The sequence below is a fragment of the Streptomyces sp. NPDC088246 genome (assembly GCF_044741025.1).
GTDB lineage: Bacteria > Actinomycetota > Actinomycetes > Streptomycetales > Streptomycetaceae > Streptomyces.
The window spans coordinates 1-19,244 of the sequence record NZ_JBIURV010000090.1; the positions used below are offsets into that span (position 1 = coordinate 1).

A 19,244-nucleotide genomic window follows, 5' to 3' on the forward strand; every position below is an offset into this window, starting at 1 on the left:
GCCCTCCTGGCCACCTGGACCGGCGCCTGCTCGATATGCGGCCAACCCGCACCAACCCCCGAACCCCACCACAGGACCTAACAAAGCCCTACTAGCTCTGCTCGGCTTCCCTGCCGACGGCGCGCTGTCGCCCATCCTGCACCGGGCGACCTACACGACGATGGGTCTGCCCTGGACCTACCACACGATCGAATGCCGTCCGCAGGACCTGCCAGGCTTCCTGCGCACCCTTGACGGCAGTTGGCGCGGCTTCTCGCTGACCATGCCGCTCAAGCGCACCGTCGTCCCCCTCCTCGATGAAGTGTCGGAGACGGTCGCACGGATCGGCGCCGCGAACACCATCGTTGTGGCGCTCACCGGTCGGCTCGTCGGGGAGAACACCGATTTGTACGGGATGGTGCAGGCGCTGCGTGAGGCGGGCGTGACCGCCGCTGCGTCCGTCACCGTGCTCGGCGCCGGTGCGACGGCCTGCACGGCTCTCGCCGCCGCGTACGAGCTTGGCTGCGGTCAGGCGGTCGTTATCGCCCGCGACACCGGGAGGGCCCGATCCCTCCTTGGGGCGACGGCCGAACGCATCGGCATCAGAGCCGCCATCGAGCCGTGGACAGCCGCTGACTACCATCTGTCCGCTGACCTCGTCGTATCCGCCCTGCCACCCCGAGCCGCAGATTCGCTCGCACCTCTGTGGGCGCGAGGCCCCGGCACGGTCATGGACGTCGCCTACCGCCCGTGGCCCAGCCAGTTCGCGTACGCCGCCCAGGAGGCGGGAAGACGCGTAGTAGGAGGGCTGCCGATGCTCGTACACCAAGCAGCACGACAGATCGTCCTACAGACGGGACACTCCACCGCGCCGTTCACCGAGATGTTGCTAGCCGGGCAGTCAGCGGCTGCGGAGTATCCCTGACCTGACACTGCCGGTGTTGTTCCGCCCATCAGGGGCGGTGCCAACGCAGCGGGAACGCCACCATGTATCGGACAGCTGCTGTCCATAGACCTCGCGGGTGCCCGGGGTGTCGCCGAAGAATTCGATGTCGGGAGTGGCCCTCGGCGACACTGGGGTGCGTGCAAGCCGTCGGCCGGGCACTCTCGAGCCCATGACCAACCATCCCGCCGAACCGCCCAGGTCTCCCCACACGAACCTGGCGCCGGTGTCCTACGAACATGCGGACGCACGCCGCCTCATGCGGGCACTTCAACGCGAGCAAACGGGTATCTACGGGTTCGCGGACGATCCCACCGACACTCCACCCGCAGACTTCGACCCACCCCATGGGCTGTTCGTCATAGCCCACCACGACGGAATCGCGGTGGGGTGCGGCGGGGTCCGACTGCTCGATGCCGATACAGCAGAGATCAAAAGGATGTACGTAGCGGAGACGGCGCGCGGCCGCGGCCTGGGGCGGCGCATTCTCGAACATTTGGAGCAACGTGCTTCCGACAGCGGAGCGACGCAGATCGTGTTGGAGACCGGCTGGCGTAATTACGGTGCCCTGACGCTCTACCGGCAGGCCGGCTATGGCTCTCGGCCTTCCTACGTGCCAGGACGAGATCTTTCGGTGAACCGCGCCATGGGTAAACGGCTCGACGTTCCCGACCAGGCGAGCGCCCGCTTCCTTCAACGCTGAGCACCGCCCCCTTCCTGGGCGGTGCAGCAAGTGTTCTACAGGCGGGCGCTGTGAATCGGATCGCCCTTGCGGCCGGCAGCGACCGGGTCCTCAGACCACTCCTCGTCGGTGATATCACGGTTGTACGCGGGGGCGACGAACAGGTTCTCCCACTGCGGCCGAGGCTCCAACGCTGCCACCCCTGCGGTTCGGTACCTGGGCACGCTTGTCGGTGGCCAGTTAGATCTCCCCGCCCACGGCCGCCTGACGGGCAATCAAGTGGCCGTGGCTAGACTCACTGTCAGTGACGAACAAGGTCCCCCTCATCTGGGTGAGCCCCGATGTCCACGGTTCTTGTGGCGGAGTCGGCCAAGAGGCCGTCTTGGGTTTGGGCGCTCTGCCATGCGGCGGGCGGTCGCTCGGACGTTCTTCAGCGGCCGTCGCACGGGTCGTCGTCCGCAGACACCGGCTTTGTGTCTGCCGCCAGGCAGGAGGAGTGCACCCGCGGCGGCGTGGGCCGCGGCTTCGGTTCCGACATGGCGCCCACGGCAATGATTGCCCCGGCACCGACGAAGGCTAGCCCTGTCATCGCGGCGAGCCAGGTACCGCGGCTCACTGATCGCCACGGAAGTGGTTACGGAGATCGTCACGGCAGTCGTCCTCGGTGCCGACCTGGACTCGCGAGAAGACCAGCACTCCGTCTCCCTTGCCTTCCCGCTTGGCCTTGGCCAGCTGCGTCTCGATGTCCGCGATGCGCTCGGCGCACTCGGCACTGACGGACTTCTCGGGCTGCGGGTCCGGTGCCGAGGAGGCGTTCAGTTTGGCGGTGGCGGCGAGGCCAGCCGCGCACAGCACCGCCCACGCGGCAACCCACGAGCGGCGGCTCATCCGTATCGGCTTAGGCATCCAGGCATCCTACGAGCGCCGCGGCGGGCCGTCGCCGAATCGGGACTTCCTCATCGACGAGACCAACGACGGAGCCAGCTGGCGTCGCCGACGGGGGCGACGGTGTCTGACCGATCGCGCGTCAGCTTTGGCCGGCTGCCGTTCAGCCTCGACCGCTCGCCGAAGTCGGCGCGAGCGGTCTCGCCTTCACGTTCCGTCCGCAGCTCGGGGCGTCTCCTGCAGGCCGCCGTCGCCTACCGCCGGCCTTGCCGCGGCTCGGTCACGCACCGTATCAGGCGGCGCGAAGCCGGGGAGCGGAACTGGCCATCAGCGGGGACCGCCTGTGGGGAGTTACTGGCCGTACGCGGGGAAAAGATCTTGGCCGCTGTCACACGCTGGCTGGCCTGACGCTCGCGCATGGATCTCTCCATCACTCGCCTTCACACTTCACAGCCCTGACGAGGTGCCCGGTGGCGCATGCCCCGAGGGCGGACACACGGACGTCGGACATGCGACATCACGTCTCGTGGTCACATGCTTCTATGGCAGCGGTCTTCCCTGATGGCCGTGCTTCCCGTTCCACTTTGCTCAAGGGCCGGATCGTCTGTCGGCGCGCACGTCGCTCACTGTCGAGAGACTCCTTGAGACGGTGGGCCGGGGACGGGACAGACGGCTACCAGGCGGTGGGGCCGGTAAGTTCGGTGACGGATTGGCGGGCGGCCCGGGGGAGGCCGAGCTTCTGGCGGGCCTGGTGGACGGCGGCGAGCTGGTCGGCGGCCGCCGGTCCCCAGTCGAAGAGTTCCGTGCTTTGTTCGGGGGAGACCAGGACGCGGGTGTAGGTGTGGCCGGTGGCCGGATCGGGCCGTGCGGGACCGACGTCGGTGAGTGCCGCGGCGTAGCGCAGGTATCCGAGCCGCCCCGTGGGATCGGTGACGTGTCCCAGGAGCAGCGGGCTCCCAAACCGGGCTGCTGCCTCCTCGTCGGCTTCGCGACGCAGGGTGGATACGGGGTCACCCTGGTCGTGCTTTTCGGGTGTGCCGCCGGGCAGGATGGCGACTCCCGTGTGGGGTTCGAGGAGGACGAGGACGCGCCCGTCCGGCGCGAACAGCCACGCCCACGCCTGAGTGACGGTGAGCTCGTGCGGGGCCGGGCCGTGGTGCCAGGGGTAGCGGTAGGCGGGGCGGGCGGTCTGCAGGACGCCAAGGCGGTCGAAAACGGTGGGGGCGAGTGGGCGGCCGTTTTCCAGGAGTACCGTGCCACCAGCGTTGATCCGGGCCCGCAGCGCGGACAGGGCGCGGCGGGCGTCGGTCGGGGAGAGTAAATCGGGCAGCCGTGCAGGCTCGACGAACTCGATCCCGGTAATCTCGCTCGGCGGCAGACGGATTTCGCCGATCCGGTCATCGTCCCAGGTGCCGCCGTCGAAGACGCTGAGAATTTCGCCGGGGAACCGCATGATCTCCGGGGCGTTGGAACTGTCGGCGGAGACCCAGTCGACGGCAAGGCCGCGGTCGACCACGACGGTGACGCCGAGCTCCTCTCTCAGCTCGCGGGCGGCAGCGGTGGAGGGGGATTCGCCCTTGTCGACGGCACCGCCAGGCAGGAGACAGGTATCGCGGTAGTCGACGTGCTGAATCAGGACCCGGCCGCGCCGGTCGGTGATCAACACCGAGACGCCTGCCCACAGGGCGGCCGAGGCGCGAAGGGCCCCGTACTCTTCGTCGGTCATTGCTGTGTTGGGCAGCTTGCCGGGGTCGGACGTCATGGTCATGTCCTTACCTTTCTTCTTGGGTTGTTGCGGGTCAGTCGTACGGTCCGGAGACCGGGGGAGGCGGGGAGGGGACGGGCGGCTTCAGGTGGTGAGCCGGTGTGGGTCGCCCGGGACCGGCCCGGGCGTGAGTCGTGTGAAGTACTCGGTTCGGATGATCTCGTGGCGGGTCTCGGCGGGCAGGCGGGCGAGGATGCCGGGCAGGGAGCGCTCGCGGGCGACTTCGCCTTGGTGCGCGAGGATCGCGCGCCACTTCACGGCGACCCACTGGGTTACGTCCACGACCGTGGTGACGTACTCGTCCGGGATGCAAAGCGCGCTTTTTCCGACATCCGTCAGCAGCGGTGCCAGTTCGCCGACGCCGCTGTCGGGGTGGGTGGCCGCGTACAGGGCTTGGGGCTGCCAGGGGTCGCCGGCTTCCGGGTAGAGGTGCGGGAGGCCTGCGGCTTCGCAGGCGAGGAGGGTGATCTGGTGGGTGCGGCGGTGGTCCGGGTGGCCTGTCATCTGGCCGAGTACGTCGTGGGTGGTGACGATGCCAGGGCGGAAGCTCCGCAGGTGGCGGACGAGCCGGGCGACGGCCTCGTCGAGCGGCGCGTCGATGAGACGCGGCCGGCCGGGAGCAGAGGAGGGGTTGCGTGCGTCGGCGTAGCCGAGCATGCGCGGTTTACCGGCGCCGAGTTCGTCCAGGGCGTCGGCGAGGTGGGCCGCGCGGGGACTGTCTGCGGCCCAGGTGGTGGTGACGACAGCGGTGTGGGCCCCCGCGGCGGCGTGCTGGGCGAGTACGCCGCCGGCGAGCAGGGACTCGTCGTCGGGATGTGCGAACACGCCCATCAGAGACGGGGGAATGGATGGCGTCACGGGGTGCCTCCGGCTGGTGAACGGATCGATCGGGGATGTGCGGGGGTTGAGATGACGGGTGGGCGGCCGGCCGTGGTCAGCCGCCAGGCGGTGCGCCAGCTCATGGGGCGGCGGGCCTGGGCGTGACGAAGGGCCCATCCCTCCCGCATGCCTTGGAGTGAGTCGCGGATCCCGCCGTGGCGGGCCGAGCGGGCCAGAGTGATGGCGGTCCAGGTCGTCAGGTAGGCGGGAATGAGTGAAGCGGGAAGGTTACGGTAGGCGACCGCGATCCGGTTGCGGGCGGCAAGGCGGTGGAACTGGGCGTGACGGGTGGGGCTGGTCACTGGGTGGTGCATCCGGAGGTCGGCCGCGTACCAGCCGCTCCAGCCCGCCGACCAGCACCGGTACGCCAGATCGAGACCCTCGTAGGCGAACAGGCTGGCCTCCCAGCCGCCGACAGCGTCGAAGGCGTCTCGGCGGACGAGGACGATGCCCTCGGTCATCGTTGTGATGACACCGGGCCTTGACGGATCGCCGGCCCGCAGCCGGGGCACCCAGCGGCGCGGCGTGGTCGCATCGTCCGGACCGGTCAGGCGCGGTTGGACATAGGCGGCTTCGGGGTGGTGGTCCGCTTCGGCGAGCAGGCGGGCGAGCACGTCGTCCGTGGGGAAGGTGGCGTCGTTGTCCAGGAAGAAGAGGTAGTCGCCCGGTCGGCCGGATTCCGTGAGAGCCCGGGCTCCGGCGTTGCGGCCGCCGGGAATGCCGACGTTCTCCTCCAGCACGACTGTGTGGGCGTCGGAGGGGACGATATCCGGGACGCAGCCGTTGCCGACGACGCAGATCCGCAGATCGACACCACGCTGGGCAAGGAGCGTGGCCTGCGCGGTCTTTTCTTGCTCCGGGCGGTCGTTCATGGTCAGCAGGACGACGTCAACGCGGGGATGGGACACAGCGTGCTTCTCTCGGACCGGTGGTGTGCTCCCGGCCGTGGTCGGGAGCGTCTGGGGTGGTCATGCGGTAGGGGTGGGCACAGGTGTGCCGGTGAGCTGCTGGGCACGCCCGGTCAGGCGACCGGCGAGTTCGCGGTGGCGTCCGCGTCCGACGACCTGGAGGAGCTGGGCCAGGGCGACGAGTTCCCCGTTCCGGCCGCCGAGGCTTTCGAGGACGTGGGCGAATTCGGTGCGGATCCGGGCGGCGGTGGCCGGCTGGGTGAGGCTAAGGGCGTGAAGCAGTCCGATGTCGTAGCCCGTGGGCATGCGACCCCATCCTTCCCAGTCGAGCCTCGAAAGCGAAACGGGAGTCGATGTCGACGGCTATGCGGTGAGCCGGCCTTCCGCCGGGTTTCTGCACGACGTCATCAGGCGCTACGGGGGCCGCGACAAGTTCTATGCCGACTTCGTCATGAGTTTTGTGTGTCCCCTTGGCCTGGTGAGAACGAGCCCCAAGGGAAAAGAGGTCAACTGCAACTATTACGAGAACAAGAAGCTGCTGGAGCTCCTGCACTCTTTCCTCGTGGACACCCTGGAACGCCAGCTAGCATTCGGAACTGACACCTCGGTGTGCTACTGCATTGGCAGTGGCGAGAACTTCGCGTTCCTCTCGAAGGTAAACGAGGGCCAGCGCTTCTTTCAAAGGATTGTGCCCTTGGAGCACCCGCGTTTCATCACTCAATACAATCGAGACAGAGAGGAAGAATTCGCCGAAAAGTACCTCAGCGCCTTCCGCGGACAGGGCGATTAGTCGTGGCGTCCTCCGGAACGCTTGCCAACCTCTCAGCTAATTCGACGAAGGCCGTAGGCTCCCAACGCGCTGGAACGAGAAGAAGGAGAACAGTACATTGGTGGCAGAAGGCAGGGTCCTGGTCCACTTCGACTCGGAACGCGTGAGCGTTTACCACTCCCAGAGCGGCGAGTTGAAGCTACTCAAAACGGAGCAGCTCGCGTTCGAAGACAGCCTCGCCGACGAGGTGCTGGCAGAAAGAGTCGGCGAGTTCTGCGCCGGGCTCAAGGAATTCAACGAGGTCGTTAACAACAAGAGAACGCGCCTGTACGCCACCGGGGTCTTTCAGCAGCTCCCGCAGCCGGAAGCAGCCGCACTGGTCAACAGCGTCTATGTCGACACCGGCCTCTATTTCAACATAGTCGGGCCTGAGCTGGAGCAGTTCTACCTGGAAACGGGCATGTCCGCGTGCGGATCGAACGACATGATGGAAGGCCTGATCCGGAGGGAATTCCGGAATGCTGTTGTCTGCGGCAGCTTCCAGCAATCTCTGGGGTATATTGAGGACACCATCGCCCGTCTGCGCGAGAGTGGCACCGGAGTGCTGAGCCCTCGGACCACAAGAATCAAGCCGGAGACCGCGGGCACCGACTTCATCCTCTTCGACTACCAGGATCTCCTGAAGAACGAACGCGACACGTGGCGGCACAAGTATGTGCACATGGACGCGTTCAGGAAAGCCGACGCTGTTGTCGTATGCAACCCCGGCGGTCTCGTCGGAAAAGGAACAATCTTCGAGCTCGGCTTCATGTCCGCGCTTTCCAAGAGGGTCATCTTCACGGAGGAGCCCCTGGGCGTTTCTGTCTTGTTCCCCTGTGAGGTCGGCCTGGAATCCTGAGCACTCCCGCTGAGCGTTGCGGCATCCCACCCCGTTCTTGAATTCCCGACCGGAACCAAGCGACGTTTCAGTGAACGGCACAGGGCCGGGAGCAGGTCTCCGGCTCACCCTCGCTCTCTTTCCAACCAGATCTCACTTCTCGGCTACGAAGATATGGAAAGGACCCTCGCCGGTGCGCGATGCAGAACCCATCGATACAGTGCACGATAGGCTGCGAGAGATCGTGGCGTCTGTCCTCGAAGTCGAAAAGGAAGACATCGATTCCGGTGCCCTGTTTTACGAGGAACTCGGCATCAGCTCTTTGGAAAAGGTTGCGGTCGCGGCCGCGATCGAGCGCGAGTTCGGAGCCCTGTCCGCTGAGGAAGCGGCAGCCCTCACCAGCCTGGACGCCGCGGTGTCCGTGCTCAGCGAGCGTGCGACAAGCCTCCACGGGGTCAACCTGATCGACCGCCTGGTGGCGGGTCATGTCTCCGCCGGCCGGGGTGAAAGGGCCAGCTACCTCGACCCTCAGGCTGGGGAGATCACCTACGCCGATCTCCTGGAGGCGGCACGTGGGTACGCGGGTGCCCTCAGGGCAGCGGGCGTGCCGGAGGGCGCCCGCGGCCTCCTGGTCGCCGACGATTCCGTGGCGACCGTCGTCGCCGTCCTCGGCCTGTGGTGGCACGGCTGCGTCCCCGTGGTGATCAGCCCGGTGCTCACGGACAACGAAGTCCGCTACATCGCCGAGAACTGCGCCGCCGCGATGGTGCACCTTGACGCAGCCCCCAAGCGGCAACGCGCCCTGGAGGAGCTGTTCGAGACGACAACCCAGTTCGCCGGCGCTGACGTCCGCGCCGCTCTGGCCACGGACGAGCCCGGCCCCGCACGCCGCCCGCAGGAGGCTGGGCCCCCGGCCGCGTGGAGTGCGGGGCGTGAGGCGCTCGTGCAGTACACCTCCGGAAGCACCGGCATGCCCAAGGGAGTCCGGCACTCGGCGGGTGCGATCGCGGCCATGGCCGACGGCATCGGCACGGTACTGGCGCTGACTCCCGAGGACACCGTGCTGTCCACCGCCCGGATGTCCTTCGGCTACGGCTTCGGCAGTTCCGTCCTGTGCCCTCTGGCGGCCGGCTCCCGCGTTGCGCTCATCCGCGGCACGGTCGACGTTCACTCACTCGCCGCCGCGATGCAGCGCCACCAACCCACCGTGCTGTTCTCCGTCCCACGGCTGTACGCGGCGCTGCTGAGCGCCTCCGGGACGGCGCTCGCCTCCGACTCCGTGCGGCTGTGCGTGGCGGCGGGCGAGAATCTGCCGGCTTCGCTCAGTGAGCGGATCCGCACCGCCTTCCAGGCCGAGCTGCTCAACGGTCTCGGCGCTACCGAGGTGCTCTACATAGTCGTCGGCACGCCGCCGGGGAAAGAGCGTCCGGGCACCTTCGGGGTCCCGGTGCCCGGGATCACCGCGACCGTCCGCGCTGTGGACGGCACGCCCGTCGCCGACGGGGAGGAGGGCCGGCTGCACATCGCCGGCCCGACCGTCGCCCTCGGCTACATCGGCCGGCCGGAGGCCGCAGGGGTCACCTTCGCCGACGGCGGTGCCTACACAGGCGACGTGGTGCGCCGTGCGCCGGACGGCATGTTCACCCATCTCTGCCGCGCCGATGACCTGCTCAACCTGGGCGGTTACAAGGTCGTGCCGAGTGAGATCGAGAGCGTCATCCGCGGTACTGACGGGGTCCAGGACTGCGTGGTGGTCGGCTGCCGCGATTCTGACGGCCTGGAGCAGGCCGTGGCGTATCTGGTGGCCCGGCCGGGATTCGACACGGCCGTGGTGCGGCGTACGGTGATCGCCGCGATCCGTGGCGGTCTTGCCGCCTACAAGCGGCCCGCCCGCCTGGAGTTCCTCGACGAGCTCCCGACCACTTCAACCGGCAAACTGGCCGCCTTCAAGCTCAGGAAGGCAGCTGCACAACCGTGACCTGGGACATAACGGGCATGGCCGCCATCGCCAACATCGGTGCCAGCCCCCGGGAGATATTCGCCGCGCTGTGCGCAGGCCAGGAGAGCCGCAGGCCTCTGAAGGCCTTCGACCCCGACAAGTACAGGGCGGTATACGCCTACGAGATCGACGACCGGCCCGAAGACGGTGGCGACATCCCGCGCCGCGCCACCCGCTGGCTCACCACCGTGGTTCGCCAGGCAGTCGCCGACGCGGGCCTGGACGAGGACCTGTCACAGACACCCGTGCTGGTCGGGACCACCATGCGCGAGCAGCGCAGCCTCGAACTGTGGTGGCGCGACCACGCAGAAGTCGCCCTCGAAGACCTGCACTTCGGCACCGCCCTCAAGGAGACCTTCGGCGCGTCCACCACATACACCTTCGCCAACGCCTGCTCAGCCACGCTCTACGCGCTCGGCATGGCCACCGACATGATCGAGCTCGGAATGGCCGACACGGTCGTCATCGCCGGCACCGACGCCGCAACCGAGAGCGGCTTCGGCACGCTCGACCGGGTGCAGAACGACATCCCCGACGCGCTCCGCCCCTTCGACGCCACGCACAAGGGCATGCTGATGGGCGAGGGCGCGGCAGCCATCGTCGTCCAGCGCGCCGGCATCGGGAACGGCCCCGTGCACGCCCGGGTGCGCGGTGTGTCCATGAACTGCGACGCTCACCACGCCACCGCACCCGACCCCGACGGCATCACACGCGCGGTCCAGGACGCCTACAGCAGAGCAGGGGTACGGGCGGAGGACATCGACCTGGTGATGCTGCACGGCAGCGGAACCCCCCGCAACGACCTGACGGAGTCGAGCGTCCTGCGCCACATCTTCCACGGCGCCGGAACCGGTCCGCGGATGACCGCCATCAAGGCGATGACCGGCCACACCCTGGGCGGCTCGGGACTCCTCAGCCTCCTGATGGCGGTGCTCGCCATGAAGGAAGGGACGGTACCCCCGGTCCTGGGACTCACCGACCCGATCCCCGAGGCCGCAGGACTGGGCCTGGTGCAGGACGCCCCCGCATCCGGCGACCTGACCATCGCTCAGATCGATGCCTTCGGCTTCGGAGGGATCAACGCCGTCGCGATCGTGGAGGCAGCCCGATGAGTGCGACGAGTACCGCCCGTATGAGTAACCCGAGCGTCCGGGAGGTCGTCGTCACGGGCATCGGACTGGCGCTCCCAGGTGTCGCGAAGTACGGCGACCTCCTCGGACCGCTGCCCGGCGAGGGCGGCTTCGACCCCGCAACCGGACTCCGCGGACGCGAGATGCGCCACAAGGACCGCGCGTCCCGGCTCACCCTGCGGGCTGCCGAGTCCGCCCTCCACGACGCGGGCCTGACCGACGCCAACGGGACGTTCACGGGCGTGGCTGATTCGACCGCCGTCGTGGTCAGCACCAACCTGGGCAACGTGGACAGCGTCTGCGAAGCCACCGACACCATCGCCAGGGCAGGCGTCATGGGCCTCAGCCCCTTGGGCCTGCCACAGACATCAAGCAATGTCATCGCCGGCTGGGTGGCCATCCGCTACGGGCTGCGCGGCCCCAACCTCACCGTCTGCAACGGCGTCACGAGCGGTCTGGACGCCCTCGCCTGGGCCCGAAACCTCATCGTGGCCGGGCGCGCCGAAGCAGCCGTCGTCGTCGGCGTCGAACCAGCCAATGACGTGGCGACGAAGCTGCTCGGCGAGCAGACCACCGACGCGGCGGTCGCGATCGTACTCGAACCAGCGAACGCAGCCGCTTCCCGTGGCACACGGCCGCGCGCCACGATCGCCGGTTACGCACGGGCCCGGGATCTCGCCGCAGCGCTGACCTCCGCCGGTGTGAATGAGGAGAAATCCGTCGGACTGTGGCTCGTGGACGAGGCGGGTGCCGGGTCGGGTCACCTGCTCGCAGCCACTCGCCGGATCGACCTGGAATCCCAGCTGGGCCCGCTGTCCGGGGCACTGGGCGTCCTACAGTGCGCCGCCGCGGCTGCCCATCTGGAGAGCGACGCCACCGGGAACGTGCTCGCCACGGCTGGAGGCCCTCGCCACGACGCGGCAGCCGCTCTGCTGCTGACCCCTTGACCGACCACTCGTCAATCCACGTAGGAGCCAGGGGAACACCAATGACCACTGCGTCCGTGAACATCGAGGATCTCCGCGTTCTAATAGCCGGAGTACTGGAAATCGAACCCGAGGAGGTCACCGACGAGGCGCACTTCTCCGACGAACTCGAGATCGACTCGCTGCTGATGCTCGAGATCTCAACCCGCGTGGAGAATGCGTACGGCGTCCCGGAGAACACCGTGGTCATCAGCGGTGCCAAGACCCTCGCCGAGCTGCACGCCTTCGTCATCTCGAAGCTCGTCGGCGAGACGTCTGCTTGCCCGGTCATCCGACCGAGGCCGCTGAGCGACCCAGCGGCGCGCCTGTTCATGTTCCACCACGCCGGCGGCTCACACCTGCTCTACCGGGACTGGGCGGAGCACTTCCCGGAGGACTGGGAACTCTGTCTCCTGGAGGCCCCCGGCCGAGGCCAGCTGCAGACATTGCCGCTGATCGACGACTGTGATCGGCTGGTCGACTACTTCCACGCCGCTATCGCCCCCCTGCTCGACCGGCCATTCGGGTTCTTCGGCCACAGCATGGGCTCACTCATCGCCTACCAGCTCACCCGCCGACTTCACCACGAGGGGGACCCGCTCCCGGACTGGCTGGGTGTGTCCGCCTACGGCGCCCCGCGAGGCGAGGCCGGCGCCGACGACCGCCCTCACCTGATGTCCGACGACGAACTGCGCGGCTGGCTGCGGAACGTCGGCGGCAGCACACCGCAGCTACTCGACAACGACGCCGTCTGGCACAAGTTCGTTCCGGTGTTCCGTAACGACTTCAAACTCCTGGACACCTGGGCTCCTCCCACCGACCCCGAACCGCTGCCCATTCCGCTCTCGGTATTCGGGGGCCGCCGCGACAAGCTGATCGGAGAGGACCGTCTGCTCTCCTGGCAAGCGTTCACCACGCACTTCCGCGGACTCGAAAGGTACGAGGGCGACCACTTCTACTTGATGAACCACCGGCGGCCTCTCGCTGCCGCCATCACGGCCGCGATGCGTTCCGCCGCTGCTTGTGCTCGCTCTCACCACCACGCCACCCGCTAGATGATCTATTCCAAGGGTTGCCTGCGCAGGGTGTGGGGGTGGGCCCTCAGGCGTCGGGGTCGACTTCGGGGTGCGTGAACCGCACAGGCTTGCCCAACGACCGGGCGTAGGCGATTTCGGCTCGGGTGCTGTCTCCGATGTAGTCGCCGACTACGAGCACCTCATCAGCGAGCAGGATCTTCGACCGGTGCAGTTCGTCGAGTCGGGCCTTCAGCGCCTTGGCCTCGACAGGATCAGACCAAAGGTCGTGCGACGACTTCATGTCGCAACCCGGCTTGACAACAATCTTTCCGGGCCGAGCGGTGGTCTCCCGCAGCTCGGCCTCGGCCATCTCGGCCATGAAACGAGTGGAGCCGCAAATCGCAACAATACGCGGGAAACGCAGCTGCTTCTTCGCATCGGCGAGCATCTCCACGGGGGTGATCACTTGCGGGGATGACACTGGTTCCTCCTGGTGGTGCGGCCCGAGGGATGACTGCCGAGACGAGAACGAAGGCGTCCAAGATCATCTTTTGGGGGAACGACGTGGACACCCGTGCGCCCGCACTTTATGCGACGAGCATCCCCACTTGGTGCCGCGGCGCCCGCCGATCGGCCCTCCGCCCCGCCTGTGCGATGCCGAACCGGTCACCCGCGCCACGAAAAGCTGGCGTTGGTTACCGCGTTCACCGCCTCGATCAGCCGAGTCACGCGGCAGGGAGCCGCGTTGTCGGCTTGGTCGGCCGGCCCCCTGCTGGCAACTGGTGGCGGTGCCGGGTCGGGCTCGGGTACTGCGACAACCCGAACGAGGGAGGCGCAATCAGTTGACTTCCTCCCCTCCTAAAGGAGGGGAATTCCCGCCTGAGCCCGCCTGAGAGGAGGCCCTTCGGATGGGTTCCTGTTTCACCGCGCGGTGCCGGAACACGTTCCGGTCTTACCTGCGCTCCGCAGGCTGTCACCGCCAGTCCGGCGGCCTTCGCGACGTTGACCGCCGCATTGATGTCTCGGTCCAGGGCCGTGCCGCAGGCCCCGCACGTCCACACACGCACGTTCAGAGGCTTGGGGCCGTCCTTGACGCCACAGGCCGAGCACACCCGGCTGGTGGGCTCGAAGCGGCCGGCCCGTACGAACTGCCGCCCGTACAAGGCCGCCTTGTACTCCAGCATCGCCACGAACTGAGTCCAGCCGGCGTCATGCACCGACTTCGCCAACCGCGTGCGAGCGAGACCCTTGACCGCCAGATCCTCGACGGCGACCGCTTGGTTATCGCGGATCAGTCGGGTGGAGAGCTGGTGATGGAACTCGCGCCGTGCATCGGCCACGCGCGCATGAGCACGAGCGACTCTGACTCGGGCCTTGGCCCGGTTGCTGGACCCCTTCGTCTTCCTGCTGAGATCCCGTTGCTCCTTCCCCAGCTTCTTCTCGGCCCGGCGCAGGAACCTGGGGTTGTCGATCTTCGTGCCGTCGGAGAGCACGGCGAAATGCCCAAGCCCCAGGTCCACGCCCGTTACCTGCTCGACGTCGGGCAGCGTCTGGGGTTCGACCTCTACAACGAACGAGCAGAAGAACCGGCCTGCCGCGTCCCGGATCACGGTTGCCGAGGACGGCACGGACGGCAATCGGCGCGACCACCGCACCCGCACGTCCCCGACTCTCGCGAGATTCAGACGCTCGCCCCGCAGCCGGAACCCGTTACGGGAGAACCGCACCGACTGCCGATTGTCGCGCTTGGACTTGAAACGCGGCGGCAGGATTCGCGGGCCCTTCCGCTTGCCCGTCACGGACGCGAAGAACGAGCCGTAGGCGGCGTCCAGGTCCCGGATTGCCGACTGCAACGCATCCACCGACACCTCGGCCAGCCACGCTCGCTCGGGTGTCCGCTTCGCCACGGTGATCACCCGGCGCGCCAGCTCCCCGGTCGGGATACGGGACTTGTCCGTTTCCCACGCCTGCTTCCGCAATGCGAGGCCGTCGTTGAAGACGACCCTCGCACACCCGAACACCTTCGTCAGCGCGATGCGCTGCCCCGGCGTGGGGTCGAGGCGGAACTGGTAGCGGAGCTGCATGTGATCAACGTACTGACCGGCACTGACAACGCCGGACCCGGGCAGAGCGCGGACCGGCTTTTCCCTACCCCGCTCACGCGGGGGCTTCGTTTCCTCCCCCGCCTGAAGGCGGGGGTATCCACGAAGGAAGTCCAATGACCGCATTGACGGAGCGTTGTCCGTCGGCGATCTTGCGGCCCCGCTGCACCCAGCGCGGTCCGGCCCAGCTCGCTGAGCACCTGACGGCCACGGTCCGTGCCTGAGTCCTGATCGACCCGACCACCTGCCTCATCATCTGACCACTATCGCCGTGCGCTTCGACGAGGAGACCATGTCCACCGCATCTCACCAGCCCGCCACCAAGCCTGTCGCCGCGCCTTCCACACCCGGCCGCACCGCGGAGGGGGAGCAGATCACGGCGGTCGCCGACACGCTGGTGCTCGCGTACGGGCTGCACCCGGCAGAAATAACGCGAATCCCGGAGGGCACCGCGACGGACAACTACGCCATCGTGGACCAGACGGGCCAGCGGCACTTCGCCAAGGTCTACCGCACTCGAGAACACTTGGATCTGGAGCGGGCGTCGGTCGAACTGTCCGAGTACGCCGCCGACGGAGGTATCGCGACCGCGCGGGCAACCCGCACGCGCGAGCACGAACTCATCGAGACCCACGGCCGCCTGCCGATGTCCCTGTGGTCGTACGTGCCGCACACCGAGACTGCCGAGGGCAACCTGACTGGTGCACGGTGGGCAGCGGTCGGCACAGCGATGGGCCGCCTCCACAGCCGACTCGCCACTCACCCCGCCGCCGCACCCACCCTGGAACCTGGTGCCGCGGTGTGCGACGTGGTCACCGCACGGGACCGCTTCGAGCGCCTGATTCATGCGTACCAGCACAAGCCCAGGCTTGGGGAATTCGAGACGTGGGCGCTGCAGGCGGCGCGTGAGCGACAAGCCATCTTGGGGGACGTCGAGCGCACCCTCGCCTCGCTTCCACAGCTGACCGTCCAGGTCCTGCACGGCGACATGGCCGGCCCCAACGTTTTGTTCAAGAACAACGAGGTAGCCGCGATCGTGGACTTTCGACCGCCCACACCCGGGTACCTCTCCTGGGAAATCGCGCGTCTTGGCTGTGACCCCAAGAGCGTGCTGGACAACAGTGCGGAGAGCTGGCTCACCGGATACACCGATCTCACCCTGGCCTACCGGGACGCCAACCCGAAGGCGCCCGCGGACGACCTCTTGTCCTCGCTTCGTGTCGGCTGTGCAGCCATGCTCTGCTCGGCCTTTCCGCTGTCGGTACCAGTGGAACGACCGCACATCGTCGACGCCGCACTTGAGGCCTACGGGCGGGTGCGGCACGAGGCAGCTCTGATGCTGCTGGACCGGCTACCTGTCTTGGAGGAGGCCCTGCGTGACGCTCTTCGCTGAGTTCATGACCCTCATGGCCGGCGTAACTCACGCAAGCTGCAGGCCCGGACAGCGAACTCGATTGTCCGGCCTGCTGTAGCAGCAGGGCACTCAGGGCCGGCCGAGGGCGCGGACACCGGCTGCTCTACCGGGCCGCGATCCGCTGACCCTGGGCGGCTTCGTACCTCGTCCGGGCCGCCGCGCCCAGAGAGCGGGGGCGGCGGCCGCGATGGGTCAGGAGGACGGGGCGGCGATCATCTGCTGAGCTGGTCCACCCGAAGCAGGTCGTCGGGGCTGATGTGGATCGCGGCGATGTTGGCGAGCCACTGCATCCACACCGGCTCGATGCCGGGCGCAGCCTCGAACTCGGCGTCTGTGATGCGTCCCTGGGCGTAGGCGACCGTCCGGTCTGCCAACTCCTGTAGGGCGTCGGGAGTGATCCAGCGGACGTTCTTCGTCTCGCGGGCGCTCGGGGTGAGGTCGCCGGTGACGGGGCCTGGTAGATGGTCCAGTCGTGGCCGGTGCCGCGTGCGCCGGGGAGGCGGCGGCATGGGTTGTCCCGCCAGCATCCGGTGACGTGGGTGAGGCCGGTGACGGTGAGGCCGAGTTCTTCCTCGACCTCGGCGCGGCCCGCGTCCTCGGCGGACCCGTGGTCGTCGATGTGGCCGGCGGCGGGTGCCGTGCCGGGCGGGAAGGTGGCGCGGTCGAACATCAGGTAGCGGCCCTGGTGATCGGTGATGACGATGCCGACCCGAGGTGTTGTCGCAGGTCTTCATGGTCTCGTTCCTGGTGGGTGCCGGAGGTCAGGCGGCTGGTCGGGCGGCGCGGATGATGCGGGCGCCCTCGGCGCGTCTGTGCTCGCAGTCGCAGAACACGCGTCGCTCGGGGTGGACGGTGCATCCGCGGTGGTAGCGCTGGACGGCGGTGACGAGGGTGGGGTGCGCGGGCCGGGCGAGGCGGACGCTGTCGGTGGCGGCGTGGAGCCCGTTCCAGGTGGTTCGGACTGGCAGGCCTCGGCGCTGCAACTCGGCGACCATGTAGTCCAGTTCGCGGCGCGAAGTCGTCCATGCCCAAAACCCGCGGGGTCGCTGCCGGTGGAAGCGGCAAGCGCATCAAGTGGAACAGCACGCTGTGCAGCAGTTGCTGGAGAGGCCGGTGTGCTGCTCACCGACCGTGGTGGCGCCCGGCTGCTGCAGATCTTGAAGCAAACTGGCACGCTGGAGGGCTCACACTGATCACATCGGGGGAGAAGTTCGCTGGCGAGTGACCGGCGTTGGCGGGTTGGGGAACGTCGTGTGCGTCCCGAGTGGGGAGCGCCATGATGCTCACGGAAGCCGCAGCTGCCCCTGCTCCAACGCACCCATCGGGACCGCTCATTCCACCGGGGCTGAAGATCACTTGGACGGCCGGCCGAGGAAAAAGCGGTGCAGGACTTCCCACTGGCAGGAGCGCCGGGGAAGGTCCGTGCGGTAGAGCTCGACAAGGTCCACAGAGGTGATGTCGCGAGGCACGGGCGGAAGGCAGCGCAGCTGCGCAACACCCTCGATCACAGGAGCGGCGAGCTGATCGCGGTTGCTGTACTGGATTCCCAGATGAGGCCGGAAGGCTGCCGTGGGCATGCCTCCGGGCACGCCGGCCTGGCGGGTATGGGCACTGAGTTCCGCATGGAGACGCACCAGAGGCGTCCAGGGCGTGAGAGTGAAGCGGACCGCCCCCCGTGACCCTGCGAGAGGATGGGCGAGTACGGAAAAGGACTTGAGGGCCAGGCGTTCGGCCAAAGCCACCAAGTGGTGGATCCTGGCGGCCGGGACGTGGGCTGTATCCCCGATCCGTGCCATCGTCACGTGCAGGCCGTCGGCCGGGACCGGGTCCATGCCCGGATGTGCCAGTGCATGCTGGCACTGTTGTGCACGGCTGACCAGAGCGGCGCAATCAGGAAAGGTGAGCATCCAGTAGTACACGCGGCCGCCGTCGGGCCATCCCTGCCGGGCCCAGTGGTCGGTCATCCGGGAGACGGCGGCGAAGGCCTCCCAGTCGTGTCCGACGATCACTTCAGGGTCGTCAAGGTCAGACGGGGGTGCCGACGGGAATGCCCGCTCGTCGACCATCAGCCGAGGCGCCACGGATCTCCTCACTGCCCAAGGGCGAGATGACGACGAAACGGCACCGGCCCGCCTCTTCGGGAGCCACGCAACCGGCGCGGATGCCGTCGCGCCGAGCTCGGGGCGGAGCCGGGCGGGGTCACAGGGGCTGGGCTTCCTGGTGCGGGGCGAAGGTCAGGGTCGGGACAGCGTGTGGTCCGCACAGCGGCCGCAGCATCCCGGGGGAGAGGACCTCCTGGAGGAACATCTCCTGGATGAACTGCACCTCCGCCCCCAGCAGATGCGACACGCTCCCCGCGGCGGCGAGATCCTTGCGTCCGACCGCGACATGGATGTGCGGGGCGAGGGCGTCGTTCTCCGGGCTCCAGGCGAGCGTGGCGGAGCCGACGGCTTCCACCGTGTGCAGGACCGTCTCGTCCCACACGGGAGCTTCCGGGTCCTCCAGCGGGCCGTTCGTTCCCACCAGGCTCACCTCCCGGAACCCTCCGAGGAACATCGGGATGATGGCCTGCCGAATTCCCATCTCTGCGCAGAAGCCGGTCAGTTCCGCGACGAAGTCGTCGCCGTCATCGAAAGCCAGCGCGAAGGTTCGCCCCATCTTCAGTTCGGTGTGCCGCATCAGCCCCGCCCTTCCGCGGTCGTCCCGGCGGGCGCGAAGGTGGCGAGGATCGTGTCGCGGTGGGCGCCGCTGCGCAGCAGGACTGTCAGCAGATGGCGGGCTTTGTACGGGTCTAGGCCCGGACTTCGCGGGTCGTTGATTCGTATGGCGTGACCGGTCCGGGGGTGTCCCGGGCCGGTGTTGTGGCGTTGGGTGGGGTGTGTCGAAGTCTTCCCGGTCCCCGCGGCCACGGCCCCAGCGTCAGCGCTTCGA

22 protein-coding genes and 1 pseudogene are annotated in these 19,244 nt (G+C 67.9%); 9 read left to right on the forward strand and 14 right to left on the reverse strand.

What is annotated here, in order from left to right; all coding sequences use genetic code 11:
• Window positions 1-904: shikimate dehydrogenase family protein (locus ACIPEK_RS44250; protein ID WP_402008290.1), on the forward strand; the 904-nt coding region annotated here is incomplete at its 5' end.
• Window positions 905-1,094: 190 nt separating this feature from the next.
• Window positions 1,095-1,625: a GNAT family N-acetyltransferase gene (locus ACIPEK_RS44255; protein WP_402008292.1), complete on the forward strand. Its 531-nt coding sequence runs from the start codon at window positions 1,095-1,097 to the stop codon at window positions 1,623-1,625.
• 35 nt (window positions 1,626-1,660) lie between these two features.
• Here the strand turns inward: ACIPEK_RS44255 and ACIPEK_RS44260 are convergent, their stop codons facing one another.
• The 6 genes from ACIPEK_RS44260 to ACIPEK_RS44285 form a co-directional block, all read right to left on the reverse strand.
• A complete protein-coding gene (locus ACIPEK_RS44260) occupies window positions 1,661-1,795 on the reverse strand; it encodes a hypothetical protein (RefSeq protein WP_402008294.1) in 135 nt (44 codons plus the stop codon).
• Window positions 1,796-2,216: 421 nt separating this feature from the next.
• The gene (locus ACIPEK_RS44265; protein WP_402008296.1) at window positions 2,217-2,510 is read right to left on the reverse strand and encodes a hypothetical protein; all 294 of its coding nucleotides are present in this window, start codon (window positions 2,508-2,510) and stop codon (window positions 2,217-2,219) included.
• Between the two features lie 652 nt (window positions 2,511-3,162).
• On the reverse strand, window positions 3,163-4,257 hold the full coding sequence (locus ACIPEK_RS44270) for an NUDIX domain-containing protein (protein WP_402008298.1): 1,095 nt from the start codon (window positions 4,255-4,257) through the stop codon (window positions 3,163-3,165).
• A gap of 81 nt (window positions 4,258-4,338) precedes the next feature.
• Complete coding sequence (locus ACIPEK_RS44275; protein WP_402008300.1) at window positions 4,339-5,085, reverse strand: PIG-L deacetylase family protein; 747 nt, start codon at window positions 5,083-5,085, stop codon at window positions 4,339-4,341.
• Between the two features lie 23 nt (window positions 5,086-5,108).
• Window positions 5,109-6,041 (reverse strand): glycosyltransferase family 2 protein, encoded by a 933-nt coding sequence (locus ACIPEK_RS44280; RefSeq protein WP_402008302.1) that lies wholly within the window; start codon window positions 6,039-6,041, stop codon window positions 5,109-5,111.
• Window positions 6,042-6,101: 60 nt separating this feature from the next.
• A complete protein-coding gene (locus tag ACIPEK_RS44285) occupies window positions 6,102-6,347 on the reverse strand; it encodes a hypothetical protein (protein WP_402008304.1) in 246 nt (81 codons plus the stop codon).
• On the opposite strand from ACIPEK_RS44285, the gene ACIPEK_RS44290 reads away from it, so the two are divergent.
• The 6 genes from ACIPEK_RS44290 (at window position 6,346) to ACIPEK_RS44315 (ending at window position 12,836) form a co-directional block, all read left to right on the forward strand.
• Window positions 6,346-6,831, forward strand: coding sequence for a hypothetical protein (locus tag ACIPEK_RS44290; protein WP_402008306.1), 486 nt, complete (start codon window positions 6,346-6,348; stop codon window positions 6,829-6,831). The two genes, ACIPEK_RS44285 and ACIPEK_RS44290, sit on opposite strands and share 2 nt — an antisense overlap.
• A gap of 100 nt (window positions 6,832-6,931) precedes the next feature.
• Window positions 6,932-7,708 (forward strand): hypothetical protein, encoded by a 777-nt coding sequence (locus ACIPEK_RS44295; protein ID WP_402008308.1) that lies wholly within the window; start codon window positions 6,932-6,934, stop codon window positions 7,706-7,708.
• A gap of 199 nt (window positions 7,709-7,907) precedes the next feature.
• Complete coding sequence (locus ACIPEK_RS44300; RefSeq protein ID WP_402008310.1) at window positions 7,908-9,665, forward strand: AMP-binding protein; 1,758 nt, start codon at window positions 7,908-7,910, stop codon at window positions 9,663-9,665.
• Entirely contained in the window at window positions 9,662-10,798 is a 1,137-nt protein-coding gene (locus ACIPEK_RS44305; protein WP_402008312.1) for a beta-ketoacyl synthase N-terminal-like domain-containing protein, read from the forward strand. The genes ACIPEK_RS44300 and ACIPEK_RS44305 overlap by 4 nt, the downstream gene beginning before the upstream one ends.
• Window positions 10,795-11,763, forward strand: a complete 969-nt coding sequence (locus ACIPEK_RS44310) for a beta-ketoacyl synthase N-terminal-like domain-containing protein (RefSeq protein ID WP_402008314.1) — start codon at window positions 10,795-10,797, stop codon at window positions 11,761-11,763. The genes ACIPEK_RS44305 and ACIPEK_RS44310 overlap by 4 nt, the downstream gene beginning before the upstream one ends.
• A gap of 41 nt (window positions 11,764-11,804) precedes the next feature.
• Window positions 11,805-12,836: a thioesterase domain-containing protein gene (locus tag ACIPEK_RS44315; protein ID WP_402008316.1), complete on the forward strand. Its 1,032-nt coding sequence runs from the start codon at window positions 11,805-11,807 to the stop codon at window positions 12,834-12,836.
• 46 nt (window positions 12,837-12,882) lie between these two features.
• Here ACIPEK_RS44315 and ACIPEK_RS44320 read toward each other — a convergent pair whose 3' ends face one another.
• Together ACIPEK_RS44320 and ACIPEK_RS44325 are read right to left on the reverse strand one after the other, a co-directional pair.
• The gene (locus ACIPEK_RS44320) at window positions 12,883-13,278 is read right to left on the reverse strand and encodes a hypothetical protein (RefSeq protein ID WP_402008318.1); all 396 of its coding nucleotides are present in this window, start codon (window positions 13,276-13,278) and stop codon (window positions 12,883-12,885) included.
• Window positions 13,279-13,522: 244 nt separating this feature from the next.
• Window positions 13,523-14,881 carry an RNA-guided endonuclease InsQ/TnpB family protein gene (locus ACIPEK_RS44325; RefSeq protein ID WP_402008320.1) on the reverse strand — a complete coding sequence of 453 codons (1,359 nt, stop codon included), beginning with the start codon at window positions 14,879-14,881 and terminating at the stop codon, window positions 13,523-13,525.
• A 310-nt stretch (window positions 14,882-15,191) separates the two neighbouring features.
• Between ACIPEK_RS44325 and ACIPEK_RS44330 the strand changes: the two genes are divergently transcribed.
• Window positions 15,192-16,292, forward strand: a complete 1,101-nt coding sequence (locus ACIPEK_RS44330; RefSeq protein ID WP_402008322.1) for a phosphotransferase enzyme family protein — start codon at window positions 15,192-15,194, stop codon at window positions 16,290-16,292.
• Window positions 16,293-16,525: 233 nt separating this feature from the next.
• Here the strand turns inward: ACIPEK_RS44330 and ACIPEK_RS44335 are convergent, their stop codons facing one another.
• From ACIPEK_RS44335 to ACIPEK_RS44360, 6 genes and pseudogenes are all read right to left on the reverse strand, one after another.
• Window positions 16,526-16,822, reverse strand: a complete 297-nt coding sequence (locus tag ACIPEK_RS44335; RefSeq protein WP_402008331.1) for an SHOCT domain-containing protein — start codon at window positions 16,820-16,822, stop codon at window positions 16,526-16,528.
• A 44-nt stretch (window positions 16,823-16,866) separates the two neighbouring features.
• Window positions 16,867-16,983 (reverse strand): annotated as a pseudogene (locus tag ACIPEK_RS44340) (NUDIX hydrolase); the annotation flags it as partial.
• Between the two features lie 91 nt (window positions 16,984-17,074).
• Window positions 17,075-17,308, reverse strand: a complete 234-nt coding sequence (locus tag ACIPEK_RS44345; RefSeq protein WP_402008324.1) for a hypothetical protein — start codon at window positions 17,306-17,308, stop codon at window positions 17,075-17,077.
• Window positions 17,309-17,665: 357 nt separating this feature from the next.
• Window positions 17,666-18,394, reverse strand: a complete 729-nt coding sequence (locus tag ACIPEK_RS44350; RefSeq protein ID WP_402008326.1) for a 2'-5' RNA ligase family protein — start codon at window positions 18,392-18,394, stop codon at window positions 17,666-17,668.
• A gap of 118 nt (window positions 18,395-18,512) precedes the next feature.
• A complete protein-coding gene (locus ACIPEK_RS44355) occupies window positions 18,513-18,992 on the reverse strand; it encodes a PPC domain-containing DNA-binding protein (protein WP_402008328.1) in 480 nt (159 codons plus the stop codon).
• Window positions 18,992-19,244 (reverse strand): hypothetical protein (locus ACIPEK_RS44360; protein WP_402008330.1); only part of this gene is annotated, 253 nt, incomplete at its 5' end. The genes ACIPEK_RS44360 and ACIPEK_RS44355, both read right to left, overlap by 1 nt.